Annotated in this window: 16 protein-coding genes and 5 tRNA genes; 18 read left to right on the forward strand and 3 right to left on the reverse strand. The window is 40.7% G+C overall.

Annotation, left to right across the window (positions count from 1 at the left end):
• Positions 1-318: 318 nt before the first annotated feature.
• Positions 319-639 carry a BON domain-containing protein gene (locus EU510_RS13640; RefSeq protein ID WP_002961403.1) on the reverse strand — a complete coding sequence of 107 codons (321 nt, stop codon included), beginning with the start codon at positions 637-639 and terminating at the stop codon, positions 319-321.
• Positions 640-912: 273 nt separating this feature from the next.
• The gene (srmB, locus tag EU510_RS13645) at positions 913-2,139 is read right to left on the reverse strand and encodes an ATP-dependent RNA helicase SrmB (RefSeq protein ID WP_149593944.1); all 1,227 of its coding nucleotides are present in this window, start codon (positions 2,137-2,139) and stop codon (positions 913-915) included.
• A gap of 75 nt (positions 2,140-2,214) precedes the next feature.
• Between srmB and EU510_RS13650 the strand changes: the two genes are divergently transcribed.
• The 3 genes from EU510_RS13650 to EU510_RS13660 all read left to right on the forward strand — a co-directional run bounded on the left by EU510_RS13650 (position 2,215) and on the right by EU510_RS13660 (position 4,085).
• Positions 2,215-2,913: a tRNA1(Val) (adenine(37)-N6)-methyltransferase gene (locus EU510_RS13650; protein WP_149593945.1), complete on the forward strand. Its 699-nt coding sequence runs from the start codon at positions 2,215-2,217 to the stop codon at positions 2,911-2,913.
• Positions 2,914-3,033: 120 nt separating this feature from the next.
• Positions 3,034-3,480 carry a DUF2147 domain-containing protein gene (locus EU510_RS13655; protein WP_149593946.1) on the forward strand — a complete coding sequence of 149 codons (447 nt, stop codon included), beginning with the start codon at positions 3,034-3,036 and terminating at the stop codon, positions 3,478-3,480.
• A 137-nt stretch (positions 3,481-3,617) separates the two neighbouring features.
• Positions 3,618-4,085 carry a YHS domain-containing (seleno)protein gene (locus EU510_RS13660; protein WP_149593947.1) on the forward strand — a complete coding sequence of 156 codons (468 nt, stop codon included), beginning with the start codon at positions 3,618-3,620 and terminating at the stop codon, positions 4,083-4,085.
• Positions 4,086-4,468: 383 nt separating this feature from the next.
• Here the strand turns inward: EU510_RS13660 and fldB are convergent, their stop codons facing one another.
• The gene (gene fldB, locus EU510_RS13665; protein ID WP_024605911.1) at positions 4,469-4,990 is read right to left on the reverse strand and encodes a flavodoxin FldB; all 522 of its coding nucleotides are present in this window, start codon (positions 4,988-4,990) and stop codon (positions 4,469-4,471) included.
• A gap of 94 nt (positions 4,991-5,084) precedes the next feature.
• Here fldB and xerD point away from each other — a divergent pair, with 94 nt between their 5' ends.
• The 15 genes from xerD (at position 5,085) to EU510_RS13740 (ending at position 20,103) form a co-directional block, all read left to right on the forward strand.
• Positions 5,085-6,011, forward strand: a complete 927-nt coding sequence (gene xerD / locus EU510_RS13670) for a site-specific tyrosine recombinase XerD (protein ID WP_002961416.1) — start codon at positions 5,085-5,087, stop codon at positions 6,009-6,011.
• Between the two features lie 63 nt (positions 6,012-6,074).
• On the forward strand, positions 6,075-6,803 hold the full coding sequence (dsbC, locus tag EU510_RS13675; RefSeq protein ID WP_002961417.1) for a bifunctional protein-disulfide isomerase/oxidoreductase DsbC: 729 nt from the start codon (positions 6,075-6,077) through the stop codon (positions 6,801-6,803).
• 78 nt (positions 6,804-6,881) lie between these two features.
• Positions 6,882-8,603, forward strand: a complete 1,722-nt coding sequence (recJ, locus tag EU510_RS13680) for a single-stranded-DNA-specific exonuclease RecJ (RefSeq protein WP_149593948.1) — start codon at positions 6,882-6,884, stop codon at positions 8,601-8,603.
• A 144-nt stretch (positions 8,604-8,747) separates the two neighbouring features.
• Positions 8,748-9,846 (forward strand): peptide chain release factor 2 gene (gene prfB, locus EU510_RS13685; protein WP_149593949.1). Its coding sequence is split into 2 segments (ribosomal slippage): positions 8,748-8,822 and positions 8,824-9,846, totalling 1,098 coding nucleotides; the frame shifts between segments, so codons are not numbered across the junction.
• Positions 9,847-9,872: 26 nt separating this feature from the next.
• On the forward strand, positions 9,873-11,408 hold the full coding sequence (lysS, locus tag EU510_RS13690; protein ID WP_149593950.1) for a lysine--tRNA ligase: 1,536 nt from the start codon (positions 9,873-9,875) through the stop codon (positions 11,406-11,408).
• Between the two features lie 322 nt (positions 11,409-11,730).
• A complete protein-coding gene (locus EU510_RS13695; protein ID WP_149593951.1) occupies positions 11,731-11,913 on the forward strand; it encodes a hypothetical protein in 183 nt (60 codons plus the stop codon).
• 128 nt (positions 11,914-12,041) lie between these two features.
• Positions 12,042-12,134 (forward strand) — tRNA-Ser (locus tag EU510_RS13700).
• Between the two features lie 38 nt (positions 12,135-12,172).
• A tRNA-Arg gene (locus EU510_RS13705) sits at positions 12,173-12,249 on the forward strand.
• 73 nt (positions 12,250-12,322) lie between these two features.
• Positions 12,323-12,399 (forward strand) — tRNA-Arg (locus EU510_RS13710).
• Positions 12,400-12,547: 148 nt separating this feature from the next.
• A tRNA-Arg gene (locus EU510_RS13715) sits at positions 12,548-12,624 on the forward strand.
• 115 nt (positions 12,625-12,739) lie between these two features.
• Positions 12,740-12,816: transfer RNA gene (locus EU510_RS13720), tRNA-Arg, on the forward strand.
• Between the two features lie 895 nt (positions 12,817-13,711).
• Positions 13,712-14,887 (forward strand): exo-beta-N-acetylmuramidase NamZ domain-containing protein, encoded by a 1,176-nt coding sequence (locus tag EU510_RS13725; protein WP_149593952.1) that lies wholly within the window; start codon positions 13,712-13,714, stop codon positions 14,885-14,887.
• A gap of 9 nt (positions 14,888-14,896) precedes the next feature.
• Complete coding sequence (gene pbp4b, locus EU510_RS13730) at positions 14,897-16,555, forward strand: penicillin binding protein PBP4B (protein WP_149593953.1); 1,659 nt, start codon at positions 14,897-14,899, stop codon at positions 16,553-16,555.
• 191 nt (positions 16,556-16,746) lie between these two features.
• On the forward strand, positions 16,747-18,123 hold the full coding sequence (locus EU510_RS13735; protein WP_149593954.1) for a Na+/H+ antiporter NhaC family protein: 1,377 nt from the start codon (positions 16,747-16,749) through the stop codon (positions 18,121-18,123).
• 237 nt (positions 18,124-18,360) lie between these two features.
• Positions 18,361-20,103 (forward strand): potassium/proton antiporter, encoded by a 1,743-nt coding sequence (locus tag EU510_RS13740; RefSeq protein ID WP_149593955.1) that lies wholly within the window; start codon positions 18,361-18,363, stop codon positions 20,101-20,103.
• Positions 20,104-20,243 lie beyond the last annotated feature (140 nt).

Raw genomic sequence — 20,243 nt, forward strand, 5'->3', positions numbered from 1 at the left:
TTCAATAACTAAATCATCCTTTTTAAGCTCGTTAGGTCGGCTAAAGAATCTGTGTAAGTTTTTACAATATTAATTGAGTTAACTTAAGGGCTAAAAAACAAAGACAAATACGCTAGCGTCAATTCTAAATCACTCTTCTTCAGTATAAGCGTGAGCTATCATTTTAGGGGGAGGGATAATCGTATTACCTGGGCTTTATCTTATCTTTTTTATAGCAGCAAAGCTTGCCTTAAACAGAATATAAAAAAGCGCAGCTTGTGTTGGAGTAACAAGCCGCGCTTATGAATTGGTTATACGAATAGGTTTTTTTGGTGCGTATTAAATAACGCTAATTTTGTTACGAATGATTTTAACCCCATCTATATTTTCTAGAAATTTTTGAGCTAGTGCGCGCTGAAAACCAGTTTGTGCTTCACCGTATAAATCTACTTCACCATTTTTTACCTGCACACGAATATCACTTAACGCTAGGTTAGGATTAGTTCGTAGGGTGTTGGTGATAGTTTGTTGTAGGTTAGGTTGAGTGGCTACACTGCTTACTACGGCCATGTTGGTTGCTGCACTTACCTTTGTAGCGCAAGCTAATAAAAATAAACAACAAAATGATACTAAAGCGATAGTTAACTTGAAGCGGTTCATAACTTAATCCTTACATTACGGTGAATAGTGCAGCCACAATATGGAAATTCCATCGGCTAGGTTATCTATGTAGTTACAATTTCGGTGCCAATATTAACGCTATGAAATATAAGGGAATTTTATTAAGTGGGAATTCAGGTGGGCAAAAATTACATTTAAATGAGTATGAGTTACATGCTTGGGTTACATATGTAACAGGTACAAACACCAGAGTCTGTAAGGCTTGCATTAAAAAAGCCGACAAAAGTCGGCTTAGAATAAAAATATGTTAGGTTACTTTTTCTTTTTAACCTTAGCCTTTTTCTTGGCTTTCATTTTTACTGGATCTTTACGCTTCTTAGCCGGCGGCTTAGCTTCTTTATGTTGTGGCTCAACACCTTTAATTACACGGCGTTTTAGTTTTTGTTCAACGTAGCGCTCTACTTTATATAAAATACCAATGTCGTGTGCTTCAACTAATGATATTGCAATCCCTTTTTTACCAGCACGGCCAGTACGACCAATACGGTGTACGTATACGTCGGCAGTACGCGGCATATCAAAGTTAATAACGTGGCTGATGTCAGATACGTCAATACCACGTGCAGCTACGTCGGTCGCAATTAAGATACGTGTTTTGCCACTGTGGAAGTTTTCCATGGCTTTCATACGTTTGTCTTGTGGCATTTCGCCGCGTAACCAAGCTGCTTTAACGCCATTATTGGTTAGCTCGCCAATCAGTGTTTCTAAACGCTCACGTGTTTTAACAAACACAATTGCTTTAGTCACGTCTGGACCATTTAAGGTATTTACTAAAAGCTCTAGTTTGTGATGATAGTCATCGGCTAAATGTACCCACTGGTGAATTTTAGCTTTTTCTTTACGTGACGATTCAGCTTCAAGCAGTGCAGGGTCGTTTAATGTTTTTTCAGCAAACCTTTCTACGCTGTCACCTTCAAGTGTTGCTGAGAATAAAAAACATTGGCGACGATTTTTAGCTTCGTCACAAATACGGCTCATTTCTTTTTTGAAACCCATATCTAACATGCGATCTGCTTCATCAATAATAAGCATTTCTACGTGTTCAGCATGAAAGTTTTCGGTTTCTAGGTATTCCATTAATCGACCTGGTGTGGCGATTAAGATATCGTTATTTTTTTCAAAAATTTCTTTATGCGTGCCGTAGTTAATACCGCCTGTTACTACACCAATTTTTAGGTGTGTGCGTTTAGCTAGCAGTTCACATTGTTCATGAATTTGATAAGCCAACTCACGGGTCGGGGTCATAACGAGTACGCGCGCAAAACCAGGGTCACGACGTGGGAAATCCAGTAAGTACTGAATAGCCGGAATTAAAAATGCCGCTGTTTTACCTGTACCAGTAGGCGCAGATGCTAAAATATCGCGCCCCTGTAGTGCTTCAGGAATAGCTTGTTGTTGAATGCTGGTTGGCGTCTCGTAGCCCATTTTATTAATGGCATCGAGTAGCTTGTTATCAATATCAAATTCAGAAAATTGCATAGAGTGTCTAAAATAAGGGACAATTACCCTGATTATACGCGCTATGCTGCGCTTGGTGAATGAAAAGGTGAAAAAATGTCTGGTTTTGTATTTAAACAATTTAAAGTTGAACACGACCACTGTGCAATGAAAGTTTCTACCGATGGCATTTTGCTTGGCGCATGGGCTAATTTAAGCGGTGCAAAGTTATTACTTGATATAGGCACCGGCACCGGCTTGTTAGCACTAATGTGTAAGCAGCGCAGTAATGAGCTTGATATAACTGCGGTAGAAATTGACGAAAGCGCCTATACCCAAGCATTACAAAATGTAGCTAATAGTCCGTGGCCAACAATAAGTATTAAGCACCAAACTATTCAAAGCTTTAGTAGTGAAGTTAAGTTTGATGTTGTTATTTCTAATCCACCGTATTTTAATCACAGCTTAAAAGGCGACAATGCTGCGCGTAATACCGCACGCCATACCGACGGCTTAAGTTTTGAAGAGTTAATAAATGCCTTTAAACGCTTAAGCCATAGTGGTTCTCGCTTTAGCTTAATACTCCCAAGCGTTGAAGGCGCATTATTTATTGAGCTTGCTACTCAAAATGGGCTTTATTTAAATGCTCATTGCCAAGTAAAAGCCACGCCCAATAAAGATATTAGCCGCAGTTTAATGACATTTAGCTACGTAAAAAGCGATATAGAATCATCAACCCTGTGTATTAGAAACTTAGATAATACTTACACAGCTGATTATATAGCTCTGTGCAAAACATTTTATTTGAAAATGTGAAGCAATAAATTTGAGTGAGCTCTATTGAGTTATTCCTAATTTGAGATGCGCTTTAATAGTGTGTTTATAAATCACCTGATATGATTTAGCCATTAGCCACTTAATTTAAAAGGCAACACAATGAAAAAGTTAAATAAATTAGCATTACTTAGCACGTTAGCAGCCACCATTTTTGCAAGCCAAAGCGCGTTTGCTGCCATTACGCCAGTTGGACTTTGGAAAACCATTGATGAGGATACAAACCAAGCTAAGTCGTATGTACGTATTACCCAAACCAATGGTGTATTAAGCGGCAAAGTTGAAACCATTCTTAACCCTGCAAAACAAAACGATATATGCAGTGAATGCGATGATGAATTAAAAGACCAACCTATTCTTGGCATGACTATTATTAAAGACGTAAAAGCACAGGATGATGGCATCTGGGGAGACGGCGAAATACTCGACCCAACAAATGGCAAAACTTATACCTTACAACTAACCCCGCAAGAGGAAGGTAAAAAGCTCGAAGTACGCGGCTACATTGGCTTTTTTTACCGAAACCAATATTGGCTAAGAGTTGAGTAAGTTTAACTACTTACTTAATTACTAAACGTTAAATAATTAAGCATTAACTGAAATCATTTTTGCGCTTTGCCTTTCTTACTCACTAAGCCTGCCATATTTAATTGGCATAAAATTTTGAGTAAATAAAAGGGTAAAATATGATTAAGTACATAGTTGCTTTAATAATGCTTAGCACACTGTTAATAAGCGGTGGGGCAAACGCAAAGGATGATGCGGTAAACACGGGTTGGTTTAATAACACGGCTATTAAAGGGTACGACAGTGTTGCTTATTTCACCCAAAATAAAGCCGTTAAAGGCAGCGACAAATATACGTTTAGTTATTTAGGTGCCGACTGGCATTTTTCGAGTGAAGAAAATAAAACGGCATTTGCAGAAAACCCAAAGCGTTATGCTCCGCAATACGGAGGCTGGTGCGCTTATGCAATGGCTGATGAGGGTAATGCCGTAGGAATAGACCCAGAAGCATTTTATATTCACGAAGGTAAGCTTTACTTAAATTACAGCCAAAGCGTACAACAAAAATGGTTTAGTAATTTACTGCCGTACATTGTGATGGCTGATGGATATTACCCACAAACAACTAATGTTATGACGTTTCAATAAATTACTCATATTATTAGGGTCTGTTGAACTTTGCGGATTAAAATTTGTTCAAACTAGGGGCTATTTAATCGCGGCGCGAGATTTGTAACCTAGTGGGCTAAGTAAAAACCGAGCAAAGCTTCCGCGTCCTGCTCACGCCCCTTACCTACATCCATGTAGGCAACAAAGAGTAAGTAGCCCCTAGGAAGAACCCTTTGGGCAGCGCCTGTTTGGCATTAATGCTACGTTATCGCCCATTTATGGGGAATAACCACACTGCATAGGCTCTGCCTTGCCTAAATACCAAACAGACTGCTGCAAATTTAACCTTAAAAGATCAACAGACCCTAGTCAAAAAGCCCGCAACTAAACTAGTTGCGGGCTTTTACTTATTAGCTAATTAATTAAAGCGTTTCGCTATATTCAGTCATTACTTGTTCAACCCATGTTGCAATGCGCTCATCGCTTAGCTCGTATTGGCTGTCTTCGTCGAGCGCAAGACCTACAAACTGTTTACCATCAGGGGTTAATGCTTTTGAGGCTTCAAACTCGTAGCTACTGTCATTTGGCCAAAAACCAAGTTGAGTAAACGTTTGCGTATTTATTTCATCGTGTAGCATGCCTAGGGCATCTTGAAACCATTGCCCGTAACCTTGCTGATCGCCCATGCCAAATAAAGCAATGGTTTTACCGTTTAGGTTTACGTCGGCTATGTCGTCCCACTTTGACTCCCAGTCTTCTTGTATTTCACCAAAATCCCATGTTGAAATACCAAAGATGATAAAGTCGTACTGCTCTGCATTTTTTAGTGGCTCGTCTTTWATATTGTGCAGGGTAACTATATCGGCACCAATAATGTCACGAATCTTTTCTGCTGCCATTTCGGTGTAGCACGTAGTAGAACCAAAAAATAAACCAATTTGCATCGTATTTATCACTGTGTAATTGCCTGATATGATAGGCTCAAGTTTACCGTAAGGTATTTTTAATTGATACCTTAGCAAAGCATGAGAGCATAATGTGACAACGCTATCTGACGATTCTTTTGAAAATAACAGCAGTATGAGCAGTAATAGCGACTACCTAGAAACCTTTTTAGATAGCCTGTACTTAGAACAAGGCGTAAGCGAAAATACATTAAGCGCTTATCGCAGTGATTTAGATAAGTTTTGCCTATTTTTAAAGGGCGAAAATTTAATGACGGTAACGGGGCTAGACATAGAAAGCTACTTAGCCCATCGAGTTGATTTAGGTCTAAAACCACGCAGTACAGCACGTAGCATTAGTGCGCTAAAGCGTTTTTATCAGTACTTTGTGCGCGAAAAAATAATTAGTGATTCGCCTATGCTAAACATAGCTCAACCAAAAGCAGGGCAGTCGTTACCTAAAACACTCTCAGAAGCTGAGGTTGAGGCATTATTAAATGCGCCCAACACAGAAGAAGCGATGGGACTGCGCGACAAAGCCATGCTAGAGCTACTTTATGCAACGGGTTTGCGTGTAAGCGAGCTTGTTGGGCTGCGTATGGAGCAAATTAATTTGCGCCAAGCGGTGGTGTTTGTAAAAGGTAAAGGTAATAAAGAGCGCTTAGTGCCACTGGGTGAAGAGGCCATGTATTGGCTGGAGCAATTTTTAAAGGGTGGGCGTGCACAAATGATAAAACACGCCACCGATTTTGTGTTCCCCTCTAAACGCGGAGTCGGCATGACGCGACAAACCTTTTGGCATAGAATTAAACACTATGCTATTTTGGCATCAGTTGAGTCTCCATTATCGCCCCATACCATGCGCCATGCTTTTGCTACGCACTTATTAAATCATGGGGCAGATTTACGTGTGGTACAAATGATGTTGGGCCATAGCGATTTATCAACGACGCAAATTTATACCCATGTTGCCAATGAACGGTTAAAGTCGGTACACGCAGAGCATCATCCGCGCGCGTAAATTTGAAAGTAAATGTTATTAAGCCGGTCAATATATTAAGTATTTTTAGGATAGAGAGAAGTTATGAAAAAATTAATGTTAGCAGGTGCCATGTTGTGCACAAGTATTAGTGCATTTGCAAATGGCGTTGCTGTAACACCAGATGCTAATGATCCTATTATTACTAAATTTGCCGAGCTTGGTGTAACTGTAAAGCAAATTAACCCAAGCCCAGTAGCGGGTTTAAAAGAGTTGATCACTAATAAAGGCGTACTTTACGCAAGTCCAGATGGTCAATTTTTAATGCAAGGTACGTTAATTGATTTAAATAATCGTAACAACTTAACAGAGCAAGCATTAAACGGCGTGCGTGTTGAGGGCATTAAAGAATACGAAGATTCGATGATTGTGTACAAAGCACCAAACGAAAAACACAGTATTACCGTATTTACCGACATTAGTTGTGGTTACTGTCGTAAATTACATCGCGAGTTAGACGATTTACTTGATGCGGGTATTACCGTTAAGTACCTTGCGTTTCCACGTGGAGGCTTACAAGGTTCAGGTTACGCCGATTTAATGAACGTATGGTGTGCACGCGATCAGCAAGAAGCACTAACAGAAGCTAAGTCGGGCACAAGCACTAAAGTAGTTGCAGGTTGTAGCGCACCGGTTGCAGAGCATTACCAGCTTGGTCAAAGCTTTGGTATTAGCGGTACACCTGCCATTATTTTAGAAGATGGTACTATGATTCCAGGTTACCAGCCAGCAGCAGCACTAAAAGCAGCATTAGATGCTAACAAAGCGTCGTAATACGTTTTATAGCTAATAAAAAGGCCTTAATGGCCTTTTTTTGTCTTTTTAATACGACCCAATAAGTTAAAACTCTGCATGAAAAAACTAATCATTGCGCGTGAAAACGTTGACGACTCGCATCTACCGAGTAATTTACACCCTGTAATTAAACAAATTTATGCTAACCGCAATGTATTTAATGCCGACGAGCTAAATAACAGCGTAGCTACGCTTCACGACTTTAAATTGTTTAAAGATATCGACAAAGCCAGCGATTTACTAATTGAGGCATTAAGGGCGCAAAGCCAAATATTAATAGTCGGTGATTTTGATGCTGATGGCGCAACAAGCACTGCAACATTAATGCAGGGCCTCGAGATGTTTGGCTTTAAGCATTTAGATTATTTAATACCTGACCGGTTTAGTTTAGGTTATGGCTTAAGCCCCGCGCTTGCAGAGCAAATAGTACAAATAAAGCCTGATTTAGTGATCACCGTAGATAATGGCATATCGTGTATTGCTGGTATTGATATTTTAAAAGCGGTTGGTATTAAAGTGCTGGTAACAGATCATCACTTACAAGGTGAGCAGCTGCCAAATGCCGATGCAATAGTAAATCCAAATAGACATGAATGTGATTTTCCGTCTAAATCTATAGCAGGCGTTGGCGTTGCTTTTTACTTATTAATAGCGCTGAGAAGCGTAATGCGAGACCTTGGTTATTTTGAGCAGCAACCGCCGCCTAATTTAGCTAACTTGCTCGACATTGTAGCGCTTGGTACGGTTGCTGACGTGGTCGCACTTGATGCAAATAATCGCACCTTAGTACATCAAGGTTTAGCACGTATTCGCAGTGGTAAAACACGCCCAGGCATTACCGCGCTTATTGAAGTGGCTAACCGCAATGCTGCGCGCTTAAGCGCAAGCGACTTTGGCTTTTCACTTGCGCCGCGTTTAAATGCTGCAGGGCGATTAGACGACATGAGTTTGGGTATAGCATGCTTACTTAGCACCGATATAAACCAAGCACGTAGTATAGCGGGCGAGCTCGATAGCTTAAACTTTGCAAGGCGCGAAATAGAACAAGGCATGCAAGCAGAGGCGCAAGCCGTGCTTGATAGACTCGCATTTAGCGACGATAACGTCCCTGATGCAATCTGCTTGTTTCAAGATGATTGGCACCAAGGCGTTATTGGTATTTTGGCTGGTCGCTTAAAAGAAAAATACCACCGCCCAACCGTTATATTTGCTGGTGGCGAAAACGGGGAAATAAAAGGTTCGTGCCGCTCTATAGAAGGGTTGCACATGCGCGACTTACTCGAAGGGCTTAATACCGCAGACCCTCACTTAATTAATAAATTTGGTGGTCACGCAATGGCCGCTGGTCTAAGTATTAATGAGCAACACTTTAACGACTTTAAAAAGGCATTTGATGCCGCCGTTAGCGCGCAACTGAGTGAAGAGAGTAAACGCTGCATTGTATTTACCGACGGTGAGTTGCCAAATGACTGCTTTACTATGGAGTTTGCTCAGCTATTAAAGCAATCGGGCCCGTGGGGGCAGCAATTTCCTGAGCCGGTGTTTGAGCACACCTTTGAGGTAATACAGCAGCGCATAGTCGGCGAAAAGCACTTAAAGCTTGTGTTAAAGCATAAATCGGGGCGATTAGTTGACGCCATTGCCTTTGGTATTGATGTAAAAGAATGGCCCGACACAGAAGCGAAGTTTGTAAAAGTAGCGTACCAGCTCGATATAAATGAGTTTAGAGGTAAATTTACACTGCAATTAATAGTTAGAGAGCTTGAAAAAGTGCACTAAAAAATATGCACAAATCATGCATAAAAGGCTAATAAAGCGCGCGGTTTTTTGTTAAAATCGGGCGTTTTTATCATTTGACGATAATTTGTTGCGAAAATCCCATGTAAAGGGGCGCAATTACCTAGCCATTTTGGAGTGATGTACATGTTTGAAGTGAATCCTGTGATTAATCAAATCAAGGAAATTCGCGAACGTACTGAATTGCTTCGGGGGTACCTTTGACTACGCTCTTAAACAAGAACGCCTAGAAGAAGTTAACGCCGAACTTGAAGATTCAGCCGTATGGAATGAGCCTGAACGCGCACAAGCGCTTGGCCGTGAAAAGTCAGCATTAGAGGCTGTTGTTGAAACAATCGACAACCTTGTAGCCGGTACTGACGACGTTGAAGGTTTACTTGAACTTGCTGTAGAAGCCGAAGATCAAGATACCTTTGATGAAGCACAAAGCGAGCTTGCTGATCTAAACGAGCAGTTAGAAGGTTTAGAGTTTCGTCGTATGTTTTCAGGTCCTCATGACTCAAACGATGCGTATCTTGATTTACAATCGGGTTCTGGCGGCACTGAAGCACAAGACTGGTGTAACATTCTACTTCGTATGTATTTACGTTGGGGCGAGGCTAAAGGCTTTAAAGTTGAGCTAGTTGAAGCAACCGACGGTGATGTTGCCGGTATTAAAGGTGCAACAGTTCGCTTTGTTGGCGAATATGCTTACGGTTGGTTACGTACAGAAACAGGCGTTCACCGTTTAGTGCGTAAAAGCCCGTTTGACTCTAGTGGTCGTCGTCATACTTCGTTTGCTTCTGCGTTTGTATACCCAGAGATTGACGATAACATTGAAATTGATATTAATCCGTCAGATCTACGTATAGACGTTTACCGTGCATCAGGCGCGGGTGGTCAGCACGTAAACACCACCGAATCGGCGGTTCGTATTACTCACGTACCAACAAATACCGTAGTGCAGTGTCAAAACGAACGTTCACAGCATAAAAATAAAGCCCAAGCGATGAAGCAATTAAAAGCTAAATTATTTGAGCTTGAGCTACAGCAGCAAAATGCTGAAAAGCAAACGCAAGAAGACGCTAAATCTGATATAGGTTGGGGTAGCCAAATACGTTCATACGTACTTGATGACGCACGTATTAAAGATTTACGCACAGGCGTTGAAAACCGCAATACCCAATCGGTACTTGACGGTAACTTAGATAAATTTATTGAAGCCAGCCTTAAATCTGGCCTATAACCACCAAGCTAATAAAGAGCTAAAAAATGACTGATAAAATCCAAGACGAAAACAAGTTAATCGCTGAGCGTCGCGGCAAGTTAGACGCGATACGCGAAAATTGCCCAGCCAACGGTCATCCAAACCAATTCCGTCGTGAGCATTACACGGCTGATTTGCAAGCCCAGTTTGGTGATAAGAGCAAAGAAGAATTAGTTGAACTACAAGAAGTTGTGTCTATTGCTGGACGTATTTTAGCAAAGCGTGGACCGTTTTTTGTTATTCAAGACATGAAAGGTCGCGTACAAGCGTATGCATCTAAAGATGTTCAAAAAGACCTGAAAGAAAAATATGGTCAGCTAGACACTGGCGATATTATAGGTGTTAAAGGCGCGTTAAATAAATCGGGTAAAGGCGATTTATACGTAGAAATGACTGAGTATCAATTACTAACTAAGTCACTTCGCCCGTTACCTGAAAAATTCCATGGCTTATCAGATCAAGAAACAAAGTACCGCCAACGTTATGTTGATTTAATTACTAACGAAGCAACGCGCGAAACATTCCGTATTCGCTCGCAAGTGGTTGAAGGCATTCGTCGCTTTTTAGCAGACCGTGACTTTATGGAAGTAGAAACACCCATGCTACAGGTTATACCTGGTGGTGCATCTGCGCGTCCGTTTGTGACTCACCATAACGCGCTTGATATCGACATGTATCTACGTATAGCGCCAGAGCTTTACTTAAAGCGCTTAGTGGTAGGTGGTTTTGACCGTGTATTTGAAATTAACCGTAACTTCCGTAACGAAGGGTTATCTACACGTCACAACCCAGAATTTACAATGATTGAATTTTACCAAGCATACGCTGATTACATCGACCTGATGAACATCACCGAAGATATGCTACGTACTGTTGCAGAAAACGTACTAGGTAGTGCAATTGTAGTTAATACAACTAAGGACGAAAACGGCGAAGTTATCGATTCAGTTGAATACGACTTTGGCCAACCGTTTACACGTTTAAGCATGGCAGACGCTATCTTAAAATATAACCCTGAGTTTGATGCTGCGGTATTTAACGACCCAGAAAACCACTTTGACGAATTAAAAGCGTACGCTAAACAAGTGCACGTTAAAATTCCTGAAAACTGCGTTTGGGGCCCAGGTAAGTTTCTTTGTGAAATATTTGAAGAAACAGCAGAGCACATGCTCATTCAACCTACGTTTATTACTGGTTACCCATGGGAAGTATCACCACTTGCACGCCGTAACGACGAAAACCCATTTGTTACCGACCGTTTTGAGTTTTTTGTTGGCGGCCGTGAACTTGCAAATGGTTTCTCTGAGCTTAACGATGCACAGGACCAAGCTGAGCGCTTTACTCGTCAAGTTGAAGAGAAAGACGCAGGCGATGATGAAGCAATGCATTACGATGAAGACTACATACGCGCACTAGAGTACGGCTTACCGCCAACGGCTGGTGAAGGTATTGGTATTGACCGTTTAGTAATGTTGTTTACTGACTCATCTACAATTAAAGACGTTATTTTGTTCCCGCATATGCGTCCACAAGCTGACTAAGCTTTGGGTAAAACAAAGTAAGTTAATAAACGCCGCCTAATAGCGGCGTTTTTTTACTTTATATTAGTATTTTAATTAATAAGTACTACACTAAAAATTAAATGTAGTTATTAGTGCTGGTTAATGTGCAATTCAGCTTCGCTAATTTATTGTTATTGGAAGTTTTTAATATTAAAACTAACAGTGCTATAACTTTTTATTATGTTTGTTTTTTAAACATATGTTGTGTTTGTACAAAGGTTTTAGCTAGAATACGCACGAAAATTACACTGCAGGTATTTAGCAGTTAAATATAGATTCTTAAAGGACTTAGAATAATAGTATGAAAGATAAACGAGTAGATGATTTATTAGAAGAATGCACATCAGAGCAAGAACGAAACGCTTATTACCGTGCTTGTATCGCTGAATTTCAACAATTAGGTTACCAAGAACAGTATTTGGCTCAGTTAACTGATGACTTAGTTCCTGTGCTAGGTGTTAATCCTTCAAATAAAAATACGTAACCCGCTTAAATTTCAAACTAATTACACTTTTAAACCAAGCATATGTGCAATCTATAACCATATAGTCGTTTTTGGTAGAAAAGTGTTTGACATATTTTCTGAAATCTTTATTATACGCCCCACAAGACGGAGAGGTGTCCGAGTGGCCGAAGGAGCTCCCCTGCTAAGGGAGTATAGAGTTTGTAGCTCTATCGAGGGTTCGAATCCCTCCCTCTCCACCATTTCTTTTAATGGCGTGTTTTGTGAAATTTTAAAGTATGGGTGCATAGCTCAGCTGGATAGAGTACTCGGCTACGAACCGAGCGGTCGGAGGTTCGAATCCTCCTGCGCCCACCATACTTTAATAACTCGCTTAGAGTCTAAATAAGCAAAAGCTCTACTTAGAGTTTAAATAAGTAAACCATAAAGTGGGTGCATAGCTCAGCTGGATAGAGTACTCGGCTACGAACCGAGCGGTCGGAGGTTCGAATCCTCCTGCGCCCACCACTTTATAGACTCTCACTTAGAGTATAAAAAAGTAAAGTGTTGGCTAAAGCCAAACAGTCGGAGGTTCATTCTTACAAGATACGTCCTGCGTCCACCACTTTATAGACTCTCACTTAGAGTAAAAACAAGTAATAGTAAAAATGAAAGTGGGTGCATAGCTCAGCTGGATAGAGTACTCGGCTACGAACCGAGCGGTCGGAGGTTCGAATCCTCCTGCGCCCACCACTTTCATATTTTCATACACGTTTAAGTGTAAGAAAAATAAACCGATGGAAATCGGTTTTTTTATGCCTGAATTAATACGCTCTGCTTAGAGTATAAATAAGCAATCTATGAAAGTGGGTGCATAGCTCAGCTGGATAGAGTACTCGGCTACGAACCGAGCGGTCGGAGGTTCGAATCCTCCTGCGCCCACCACTTTCATAACAAGCCGACATTAAGTCGGTTTTTTTGTGCCTAAAATAAAGTGAAATAAAATAAAATAAAGTGAAGTGTAGGTGAATTGAGAACCAAGCAGTCGGAGGTTCATTCTTACAAGATACGTCCTGCGCCCACCACTTTCATAACAAGCCGACATTAAGTCGGTTTTTTTGTGCCTAAAATAAAGTGAAACGTAGATTGATAACCTGTAGACGCTGAGCTTGCTCGCGTGAGAAGCGCCAGCTTCTAATTACTTACCATCGATATAACTCAGACTTTATTTACGAGCTAAGCTCATCGCGTCAGCAAGCTGCACGCCTACAAGTAAAACTAGCCCTAATCTTTAAATCTAAACTCCGAGCTTATTCACCTGTTGTAGACGCTGAGCTTGCTCGCGTGAGAAGCGCAGCTTCTATTCCCCCTCAAAATATAATTTATAAGATTTTATTTGTTGGCAACGCCAGAAATAAGTAATTTATTCACAAAGAGGTTAAGAGGCGCTGCGCTTTTAGAGGTAGTAATAAAGCTAAGCTAAACTAATAAACTCGGGCTTATGTCTTCTCATTTACTTCTCTTTGTGTAATAGATCTTTAAGTGGTTCATTGACCAAGAAGTTAAATAACTAGAAGCGTTTAGCTCTAAGAAGGTTAAATACGGTCTTTAAGCTTAAAATGAGAGGTGGTATTTTCAAGTAAAACTAGCTCTAATCTTTAAATCCAGACTCCGAGTTTATTTGTCCGTTGTAGACGCTGAGCTTGCTCGCGTGAGAAGCGCAGCTTCTAATTACTATATCCATTCAAAGCCTAATCAAGCCCACTTAACCCTTTTCTAAAGCTGCTCTTTAATATTACCTATGTTATTTTAAACGCCTTGTTTAAAAGGATATTGCAGTATGTTTAAAACCCTATTTATTACGTTATTTTTTATTTTTAGCGCCATTTTCATTCCAAGCGCACAAGCCAACGAAGCTAATAACTCACTTGTGGTAGGTGCGCAGCAATATGCTAAATATTTACCGCAGTTAAAAAATAAACGTGTAGGGCTAGTAGTTAATCAAACATCAATGGTGGGGCAAACTCACTTAGTCGATGCGCTGCTGACTAAAAATATTAATATAACTAAAATTTTTGCACCTGAGCATGGCTTTCGTGGCGATCACGATGCGGGCGCACATGTAAAAAATGCCGTTGATAGTAAAACTGGTATTCCGCTTATTTCTATTTACGGTAAAAATAAAAAACCAAGCCAAGCTGCTTTAGCCGATGTTGATGTCATTATTTTTGATATTCAAGATGTAGGAGTGCGCTTTTATACCTACATAAGCTCTATGCACTACATGATGGAAGCCGCTGCAGAGCAGGGGATAGAATTTTTAGTACTCGACAGACCCAATCCAAATATTGCCTACGTTGATGGGCCAATATTAGAGCCAGAATTTAAATCGTTTGTAGGCATGCACCCAATTCCTGTTTTACACGGCATGACCGTTGGCGAACTTGCCAAAATGATCAAAGGTGAGGGCTGGATCAATAAAGCACCCGATTTAAAATTAACTGTGATCCCTGTTGATCATTACACTCGCAAAAGTACTTACAGCTTGCCGATAAAACCCAGCCCTAATTTACCTAACGATCAGGCCATTGCACTTTACCCATCACTTTGCTTTTTTGAGGCAACGCCTATTAGCATTGGTAGAGGCACCGACTTTGCATTTCAAGTAATTGGCTATTCGCCAGTTGCATTAGGTGATTTTAATTTTACGCCGCGTGCAATTAAAGGCGCTGCTTTAAACCCTAAATTTAAAAATCAAACCGTGCAAGGGCTCGATTTAAGACAAGAAAATATTACAGGCCTAAATTTAACTTACTTAATAAATGCGTACACGGAGCTTAGTAAAAACAACATCTCGTTTTTTGAGCGCGCTGACTTTATGGATAAGCTAGCGGGTACTAATAAATTACGCTTAGCTATTGAAGCAGGGCAATCAGAAGCGCAAATAAAACAAAGCTGGCAGGCGGGGCTTGCGCAATTTAAAGCGCAAAGAGCGCCTTACTTGCTATATAAATAAGGGCTAAGCATGTTTATTGCTTTAAAAAATCAAAGGTGTAGTTATATAAAACAAGCATTTATAGCGGCGTTAAGCTTTATTATTGTGGGTTGTAGTTCACCATCTGAGCCTATTAGCTCGGTGCTACCACTTACAAAAAGCCAACTTGTAGAACTGCCTAATGCACAAGTGGTTGTAACGTTTCCTGAGGCAAATCCAAGTAGCCGGTTTTATGTAAATAACCGAGGAACGTTTAAAGCTTACAAAGGGCGCGGGCAATTATTAATACAAAACCATAACGCACAAAGTGCCGATATTTACATTAATAATCAAAAGCTTGACGTTAACCAACTAAGCGCCAACACCTTATACAATTACAGTTTGGCAAAAAATACTCACAACGGTGTTAATACCTTTAAAGTTGAAAATATTCTCCCTGCTGGCGCAAGCTTAACACTGCGTTTTGCATTTCCTACTTTAAGTGATGAGCCAAAAAAGCATATAGATTTTACTGAAGTAGACACATTAATTGAACGCGATGTAAAAGCGGGTTTTCCTGGGGCTGTGTTGGCCGTTGTTAAAAATGGCGAGCTAATAAAGTTAACCGCCTATGGCGATGCAAAGCAATATCAGCAAAGTGATTTAATGCTACTACGCCCAGAGCCCATGCAAACTAATACTTTGTTTGATCTTGCCTCAAACACCAAAATATTTGCCACCAATTTTGCACTTATGAAATTAGTAAGCGAAGGGCTATTAAATATTAATAAACCCGTACAAATCTACCTAAGCGAATATAAAGGTGAAGGCCGAGCAAAGCGCGCAGTAAAAGACTTACTCACACACAGCGCCGGATACCCGCCAGTATTTGACTTTCATCGTAAAGATGGCAGCTATGGTGACGCGTTTTATTCGCAAAATAGTAAAACCACCAAACAGCTATTACTTACCAGCGTGCCTTTTAGTAGTAAACCATCTGGGCAGCATGTTTACTCAGATATTGATTACATGATTTTAGGCGTACTCATTGAGCGCATAACTGGGCAGCCGCTTGACGAATACCTAGAGCAGCAAGTGTATGCGCCACTAAAATTAACTAACACGTTATTTAATCCACTTAAAAAAGGCTTTAAGCCACAGCAATTTGCAGCCACTGAGCTTAGCGGCAACACGCGAGACGGGCGCATTAAGTTTGATAATGTTCGCACTGGGGTTTTACAAGGCCAAGTGCATGACGAGCGTGCTTACTACTCACTTGATGGCGTAGCAGGGCATGCAGGGTTGTTTAGTAACGCTCACGATTTAGCCGTACTTTGCCAGCTATTACTAAATAATGGTGGCTACGGCGACCAACAACTATTTAGTGCAAGCGCCTTAGCGCAATTTTTAACGCCGCAATCAAGCGACGAAACCTACGGGCTAGGCTTTAGGCTTGCAGGTAATAACCAAGCAAGGCGCTGGCACTTTGGCCCTTATGCAAGTGCGCAGGCTTATGGACATACAGGTTGGACGGGGACAGTGACCGTAATTGACCCCGCTTACGATTTAGCTATTATTTTACTTACCAATGCTCGCCATAGTGCAATTAAAGGCTCGCAAAAACGTTACGAATTTACAGGCAAAAAATTTGAAACCGCACAGTACGGATCGGTTGTGTCGCTTATTTATGAAGCACTACTAAATCAATAAGCTATCGTATAGGTTAAAACGTGCTAACAGTGCCACCTTAAGTGATTTATTTACAGGTGACTTGAGTAAGGCAATCCATTAAGCTAAGCGGTTTACAAATCTAAGCCAGTTTATGCTGCTAGGCTTAACAAATAAGCGATAAAACGCGTACAAAGCGAGAGTGGCTCGCTAATAATTAAGGTTAACTTTTTATGCATTGGTATTCTATTTTACCGCCGCTAATTGCGATTGCTATCGTGTTTTGGCGAAAAGAAGTGATTATGGCGCTACTTGTTGCTGTTGCTTCTTCTGAGTTTTTACTCGCCTTTCAGGGCGAAGGTAATAGCTTGTTTGACACTTTTTTAAATACCATAGAACGTATTATTTCGGTTGCTAGTTCGCCAGGTAATACACGCATATTAATATTTAGTATTTTAATTGGTGCCTTGCTTGCCTACATTCGCGAATCTGGCGGCGTTGCAGCAACTGTTAATATGTTAATGAACAAAGGCATTGCAAAAAGTAAGCGCCAAGTGGGATTTTTAACCATGTTTACCGGCATTGCGGTGTTTATAGAATCTAACTTGAGCGTACTTACCTCAGGTATTTTATCGCGTGGCTTATTCGACAAATTTAAAATGAGCCGAGCGCGTCTAGCGTATATTATTGACAGCACCAGTGCGCCAGTGTGTATTTTAATTCTGCTTAATGGCTGGGGTGCATTTGTACTTGGTTTGTTAGGTAACTACGAGCTAGGTGAGTCGGCCGTATCGGTGTTATGGGGCAGTGTAGGGTATAACTTTTACGCCATAATTACCCTCGCCATTGTTTTTTACACCATTGCGTTTGATAAAGTGCACGGCCCAATGAAAGAAGCTGAACAAAAACTAGAGCTTCAAACAACTGACTTAAAAGAAGAAGTAGAAGGCTCTAAAGCGCGTTACATGTTAATCCCGCTTATTACGCTTATTACCAGCATGGTTGGCTTTATGTACTACACCGGTAATGGTGTACTAGCCGAGGGCAGCGGTTCTAAATCAGTATTATATGCAACGGTTTTAGCCATTGTTGTTGCTTACTTTTTAATGATTGTCTCACGTAAATTTACCCATCATCAATTAGTTGATACCGGTTTTAAAGGTATGGGCGAATTAATGCCGTTAGTCGCCATTGTACTGCTTTCGCTTACACTTGGCGCAAGCTTAAAAGAATTGGGTACTGGCGTATTTGTAGCGTCGCTTGTTGGCGACTACCTACCTATTTACTTAATAGTACCGGTGCTGTTTTTAACCGGTGCGGTAATGTCGTTTACTACGGGTACATCGTGGGGCACGTTTGCTATATTAATCCCAATTGGTGTGCCACTTATTCAAGCGTTGGGCTTACCACCGTCGCTTGTTGTTGGTGCTATTTTGGGTGGTGGTATATTTGGCGATCACTGCTCGCCTATATCCGACACCAGCGCTGTATCGGCTATTGCATCGGGGTGTGACTTACTCACCCACGTTAAAACGCAGCTACCGTATGCCTTATTTGGTGGCGGCCTTACGTTTTTAGCGTACTTAGTAACAAGCATTATTGTGTTATAAAATACAATTGCTTAAATAGTCAAAAGCCTGCTTATTGCAGGCTTTTTTGTTTTTAAATTAAGACCGAGCCGAGTAATAACAAGCTTAACGACGCTCTAGATATTAAATAAACTATTTAAATATAGACTTAAGTACCCGTATTTATATTTTTTAGGTTATTGTATAGCATGAGCTTTAAGCTTTTTGGTAGCTATAAATTCTTACTTTTTAACTCATATAAGGCTGTAAACCCACACTATGTTTGTAATTGATAATATCATTCTCGTCAGTGCCATTTTAATTTTACTTGGAGTAATTTCGAGCAAGCTCTCTGCACGCGTTGGCTTACCAGTGTTGGTGCTATTTTTACTTGTAGGTATGCTCGCAGGTGAAGATGGTATTGCAGGTATATCATTCGACAACGCTGAGGCCGCACATGCTCTGGGTACTCTCGCGCTTGCTATTATTCTATTTGATGGCGGCTTACAAACGCCCACTAGTTCAATTAAACAAGTGTGGAAACCTGCGTCTGCTTTAGCAACTGTCGGGGTGTTATTTACCGCTGTAATTACAGGCCTTGTGGCCACTTATATTTTAGACCTGCCCATATTACAAGGTGTATTACTGGGCGCTATTGTTGGCTCTACAGATGCCGCAGCAGTGTTTGCACTTTTACGAAGTGCGGGTATTCACTTAAATAAAAAGCTTAAATCGACCCTTGAAATAGAAAGTGCCTCGAACGATCCAATGGCTATTTTTCTAACGGTTGGTTTGCTCGAAATGATCGTTAACGACATGCCAATAGGGCTGGATTTACTACAGTTATTTGCCCAGCAAATGGGTGTTGGCGCTATTTGTGGTCTTTTAATTGGTAAAATATCGGTTTGGTTTATTAATCGAATTAAACTAAATGCATCGGGTTTGTATTTAGTGATGGTAACCGCGTTTGGACTGCTTTCATTTGGCCTTTCTGCAACGCTCGGCGGCAGTGGATTTTTAGCTGTATTTATAACGGGTGTTATTTTAGGTAACAGTAAATTTGTATATAAGCGCGGTATTTTTCTGTTTCATGACGGCTTAGCATGGCTTGGGCAAATAACCATGTTTGTTGTATTAGGACTCCTTATTAACCCATCGTCATTGGTTGATGTATGGTTAGAAGGATTGCTTATTGCACTGGCACTTATTTTTGTTGCTCGCCCATTAGCGGTAGCGCCTATTTTAAAACTATTTGGCTTTAATAATCGCGAAACCTTGTTTGTATCTTGGGTTGGTCTTAGAGGCTCAGTACCCATTATTTTAGCTATATTCCCATTATTATTTGGCCTTTCAGGGGCTGAACTTATTTTTAATGTCGTTTTTTTCGTGGTGTTAATTTCAGCCACGTTGCAGGGCTCAACAATGCCTTGGATGGCTAAAAAACTAAATTTAGTAGAGCCGCCACCTGATTTGGCTGCTGCAACACTCGAAATTACTGCACTAAACGATATTGATATAGAAATTGTAGAATACACTTTAAGTGACGTTTCTCGGGTTTCTGGGCGCAGTTTGTCACATGCCGCACTGCCTGAAAGTGTAGTTGTTGCTATGATCACACGGGGTCCGTCAATCATACCGCCACGAGGCTCAACTAAGTTAAAGGCAAACGATCACTTATTTGTTGTTTTAAAACCAGATAACAGACCTTTTGTTGATTTAGTTTTTACAGCAACCGATAAAACAAACCATCAAGATAGCCACTTAGCGCACAACGAACTTAAAGTGAAAGGGGTAACGTTGGTAGGCGATATATTTTACTCTTACCACATGCAAATAGATGCCCCAGAAGATATAAGCTTGGAAGAAGTAATTAACCAAAAGCTCTCAGGAGAAGTCAGTAAAGGCGATATTGTTGTTATTGGTAATGTGCAAATACGCGTTATAACAATGGTGCATACACGGATAGTTACCATTGGCTTAAAGTATTTAAATAATCCAGAAAAGCGACTTTTAAAGCCGTAATCATTAACAATGATTTATTAAGTGGTGACAGCACATTTATAGCGTACGTAGGTTGGTTTGAGTGACACGAAACCCAACGGATCTCCAATGTAGTTTGCACCTATAAAGCCAAGTATATGTATATTTTTGTAGGCGCATAG

This window comes from Pseudoalteromonas sp. FUC4, from assembly GCF_008370255.1.
Classification (GTDB): domain Bacteria; phylum Pseudomonadota; class Gammaproteobacteria; order Enterobacterales; family Alteromonadaceae; genus Pseudoalteromonas.

What these genes read in the sequence shown, in the direction of transcription:
- dsbC (WP_002961417.1), top strand. Translation starts at nt 6,075, where the DNA reads ATGAAAAAATTAATGTTAGCAGGTGCCATGTTGTGCACAAGTATTAGT.
- lysS (WP_149593950.1), top strand. Translation starts at nt 9,873, where the DNA reads ATGACTGATAAAATCCAAGACGAAAACAAGTTAATCGCTGAGCGTCGC.
- EU510_RS13695 (WP_149593951.1), top strand. Translation starts at nt 11,731, where the DNA reads ATGAAAGATAAACGAGTAGATGATTTATTAGAAGAATGCACATCAGAG.
- EU510_RS13735 (WP_149593954.1), top strand. Translation starts at nt 16,747, where the DNA reads ATGCATTGGTATTCTATTTTACCGCCGCTAATTGCGATTGCTATCGTG.
- recJ (WP_149593948.1), top strand. Translation starts at nt 6,882, where the DNA reads ATGAAAAAACTAATCATTGCGCGTGAAAACGTTGACGACTCGCATCTA.
- EU510_RS13655 (WP_149593946.1), top strand. Translation starts at nt 3,034, where the DNA reads ATGAAAAAGTTAAATAAATTAGCATTACTTAGCACGTTAGCAGCCACC.
- pbp4b (WP_149593953.1), top strand. Translation starts at nt 14,897, where the DNA reads ATGTTTATTGCTTTAAAAAATCAAAGGTGTAGTTATATAAAACAAGCA.
- EU510_RS13640 (WP_002961403.1), bottom strand. Translation starts at nt 639, where the DNA reads ATGAACCGCTTCAAGTTAACTATCGCTTTAGTATCATTTTGTTGTTTA.
- EU510_RS13660 (WP_149593947.1), top strand. Translation starts at nt 3,618, where the DNA reads ATGATTAAGTACATAGTTGCTTTAATAATGCTTAGCACACTGTTAATA.
- EU510_RS13725 (WP_149593952.1), top strand. Translation starts at nt 13,712, where the DNA reads ATGTTTAAAACCCTATTTATTACGTTATTTTTTATTTTTAGCGCCATT.
- EU510_RS13650 (WP_149593945.1), top strand. Translation starts at nt 2,215, where the DNA reads ATGTCTGGTTTTGTATTTAAACAATTTAAAGTTGAACACGACCACTGT.
- srmB (WP_149593944.1), bottom strand. Translation starts at nt 2,139, where the DNA reads ATGCAATTTTCTGAATTTGATATTGATAACAAGCTACTCGATGCCATT.
- EU510_RS13740 (WP_149593955.1), top strand. Translation starts at nt 18,361, where the DNA reads ATGTTTGTAATTGATAATATCATTCTCGTCAGTGCCATTTTAATTTTA.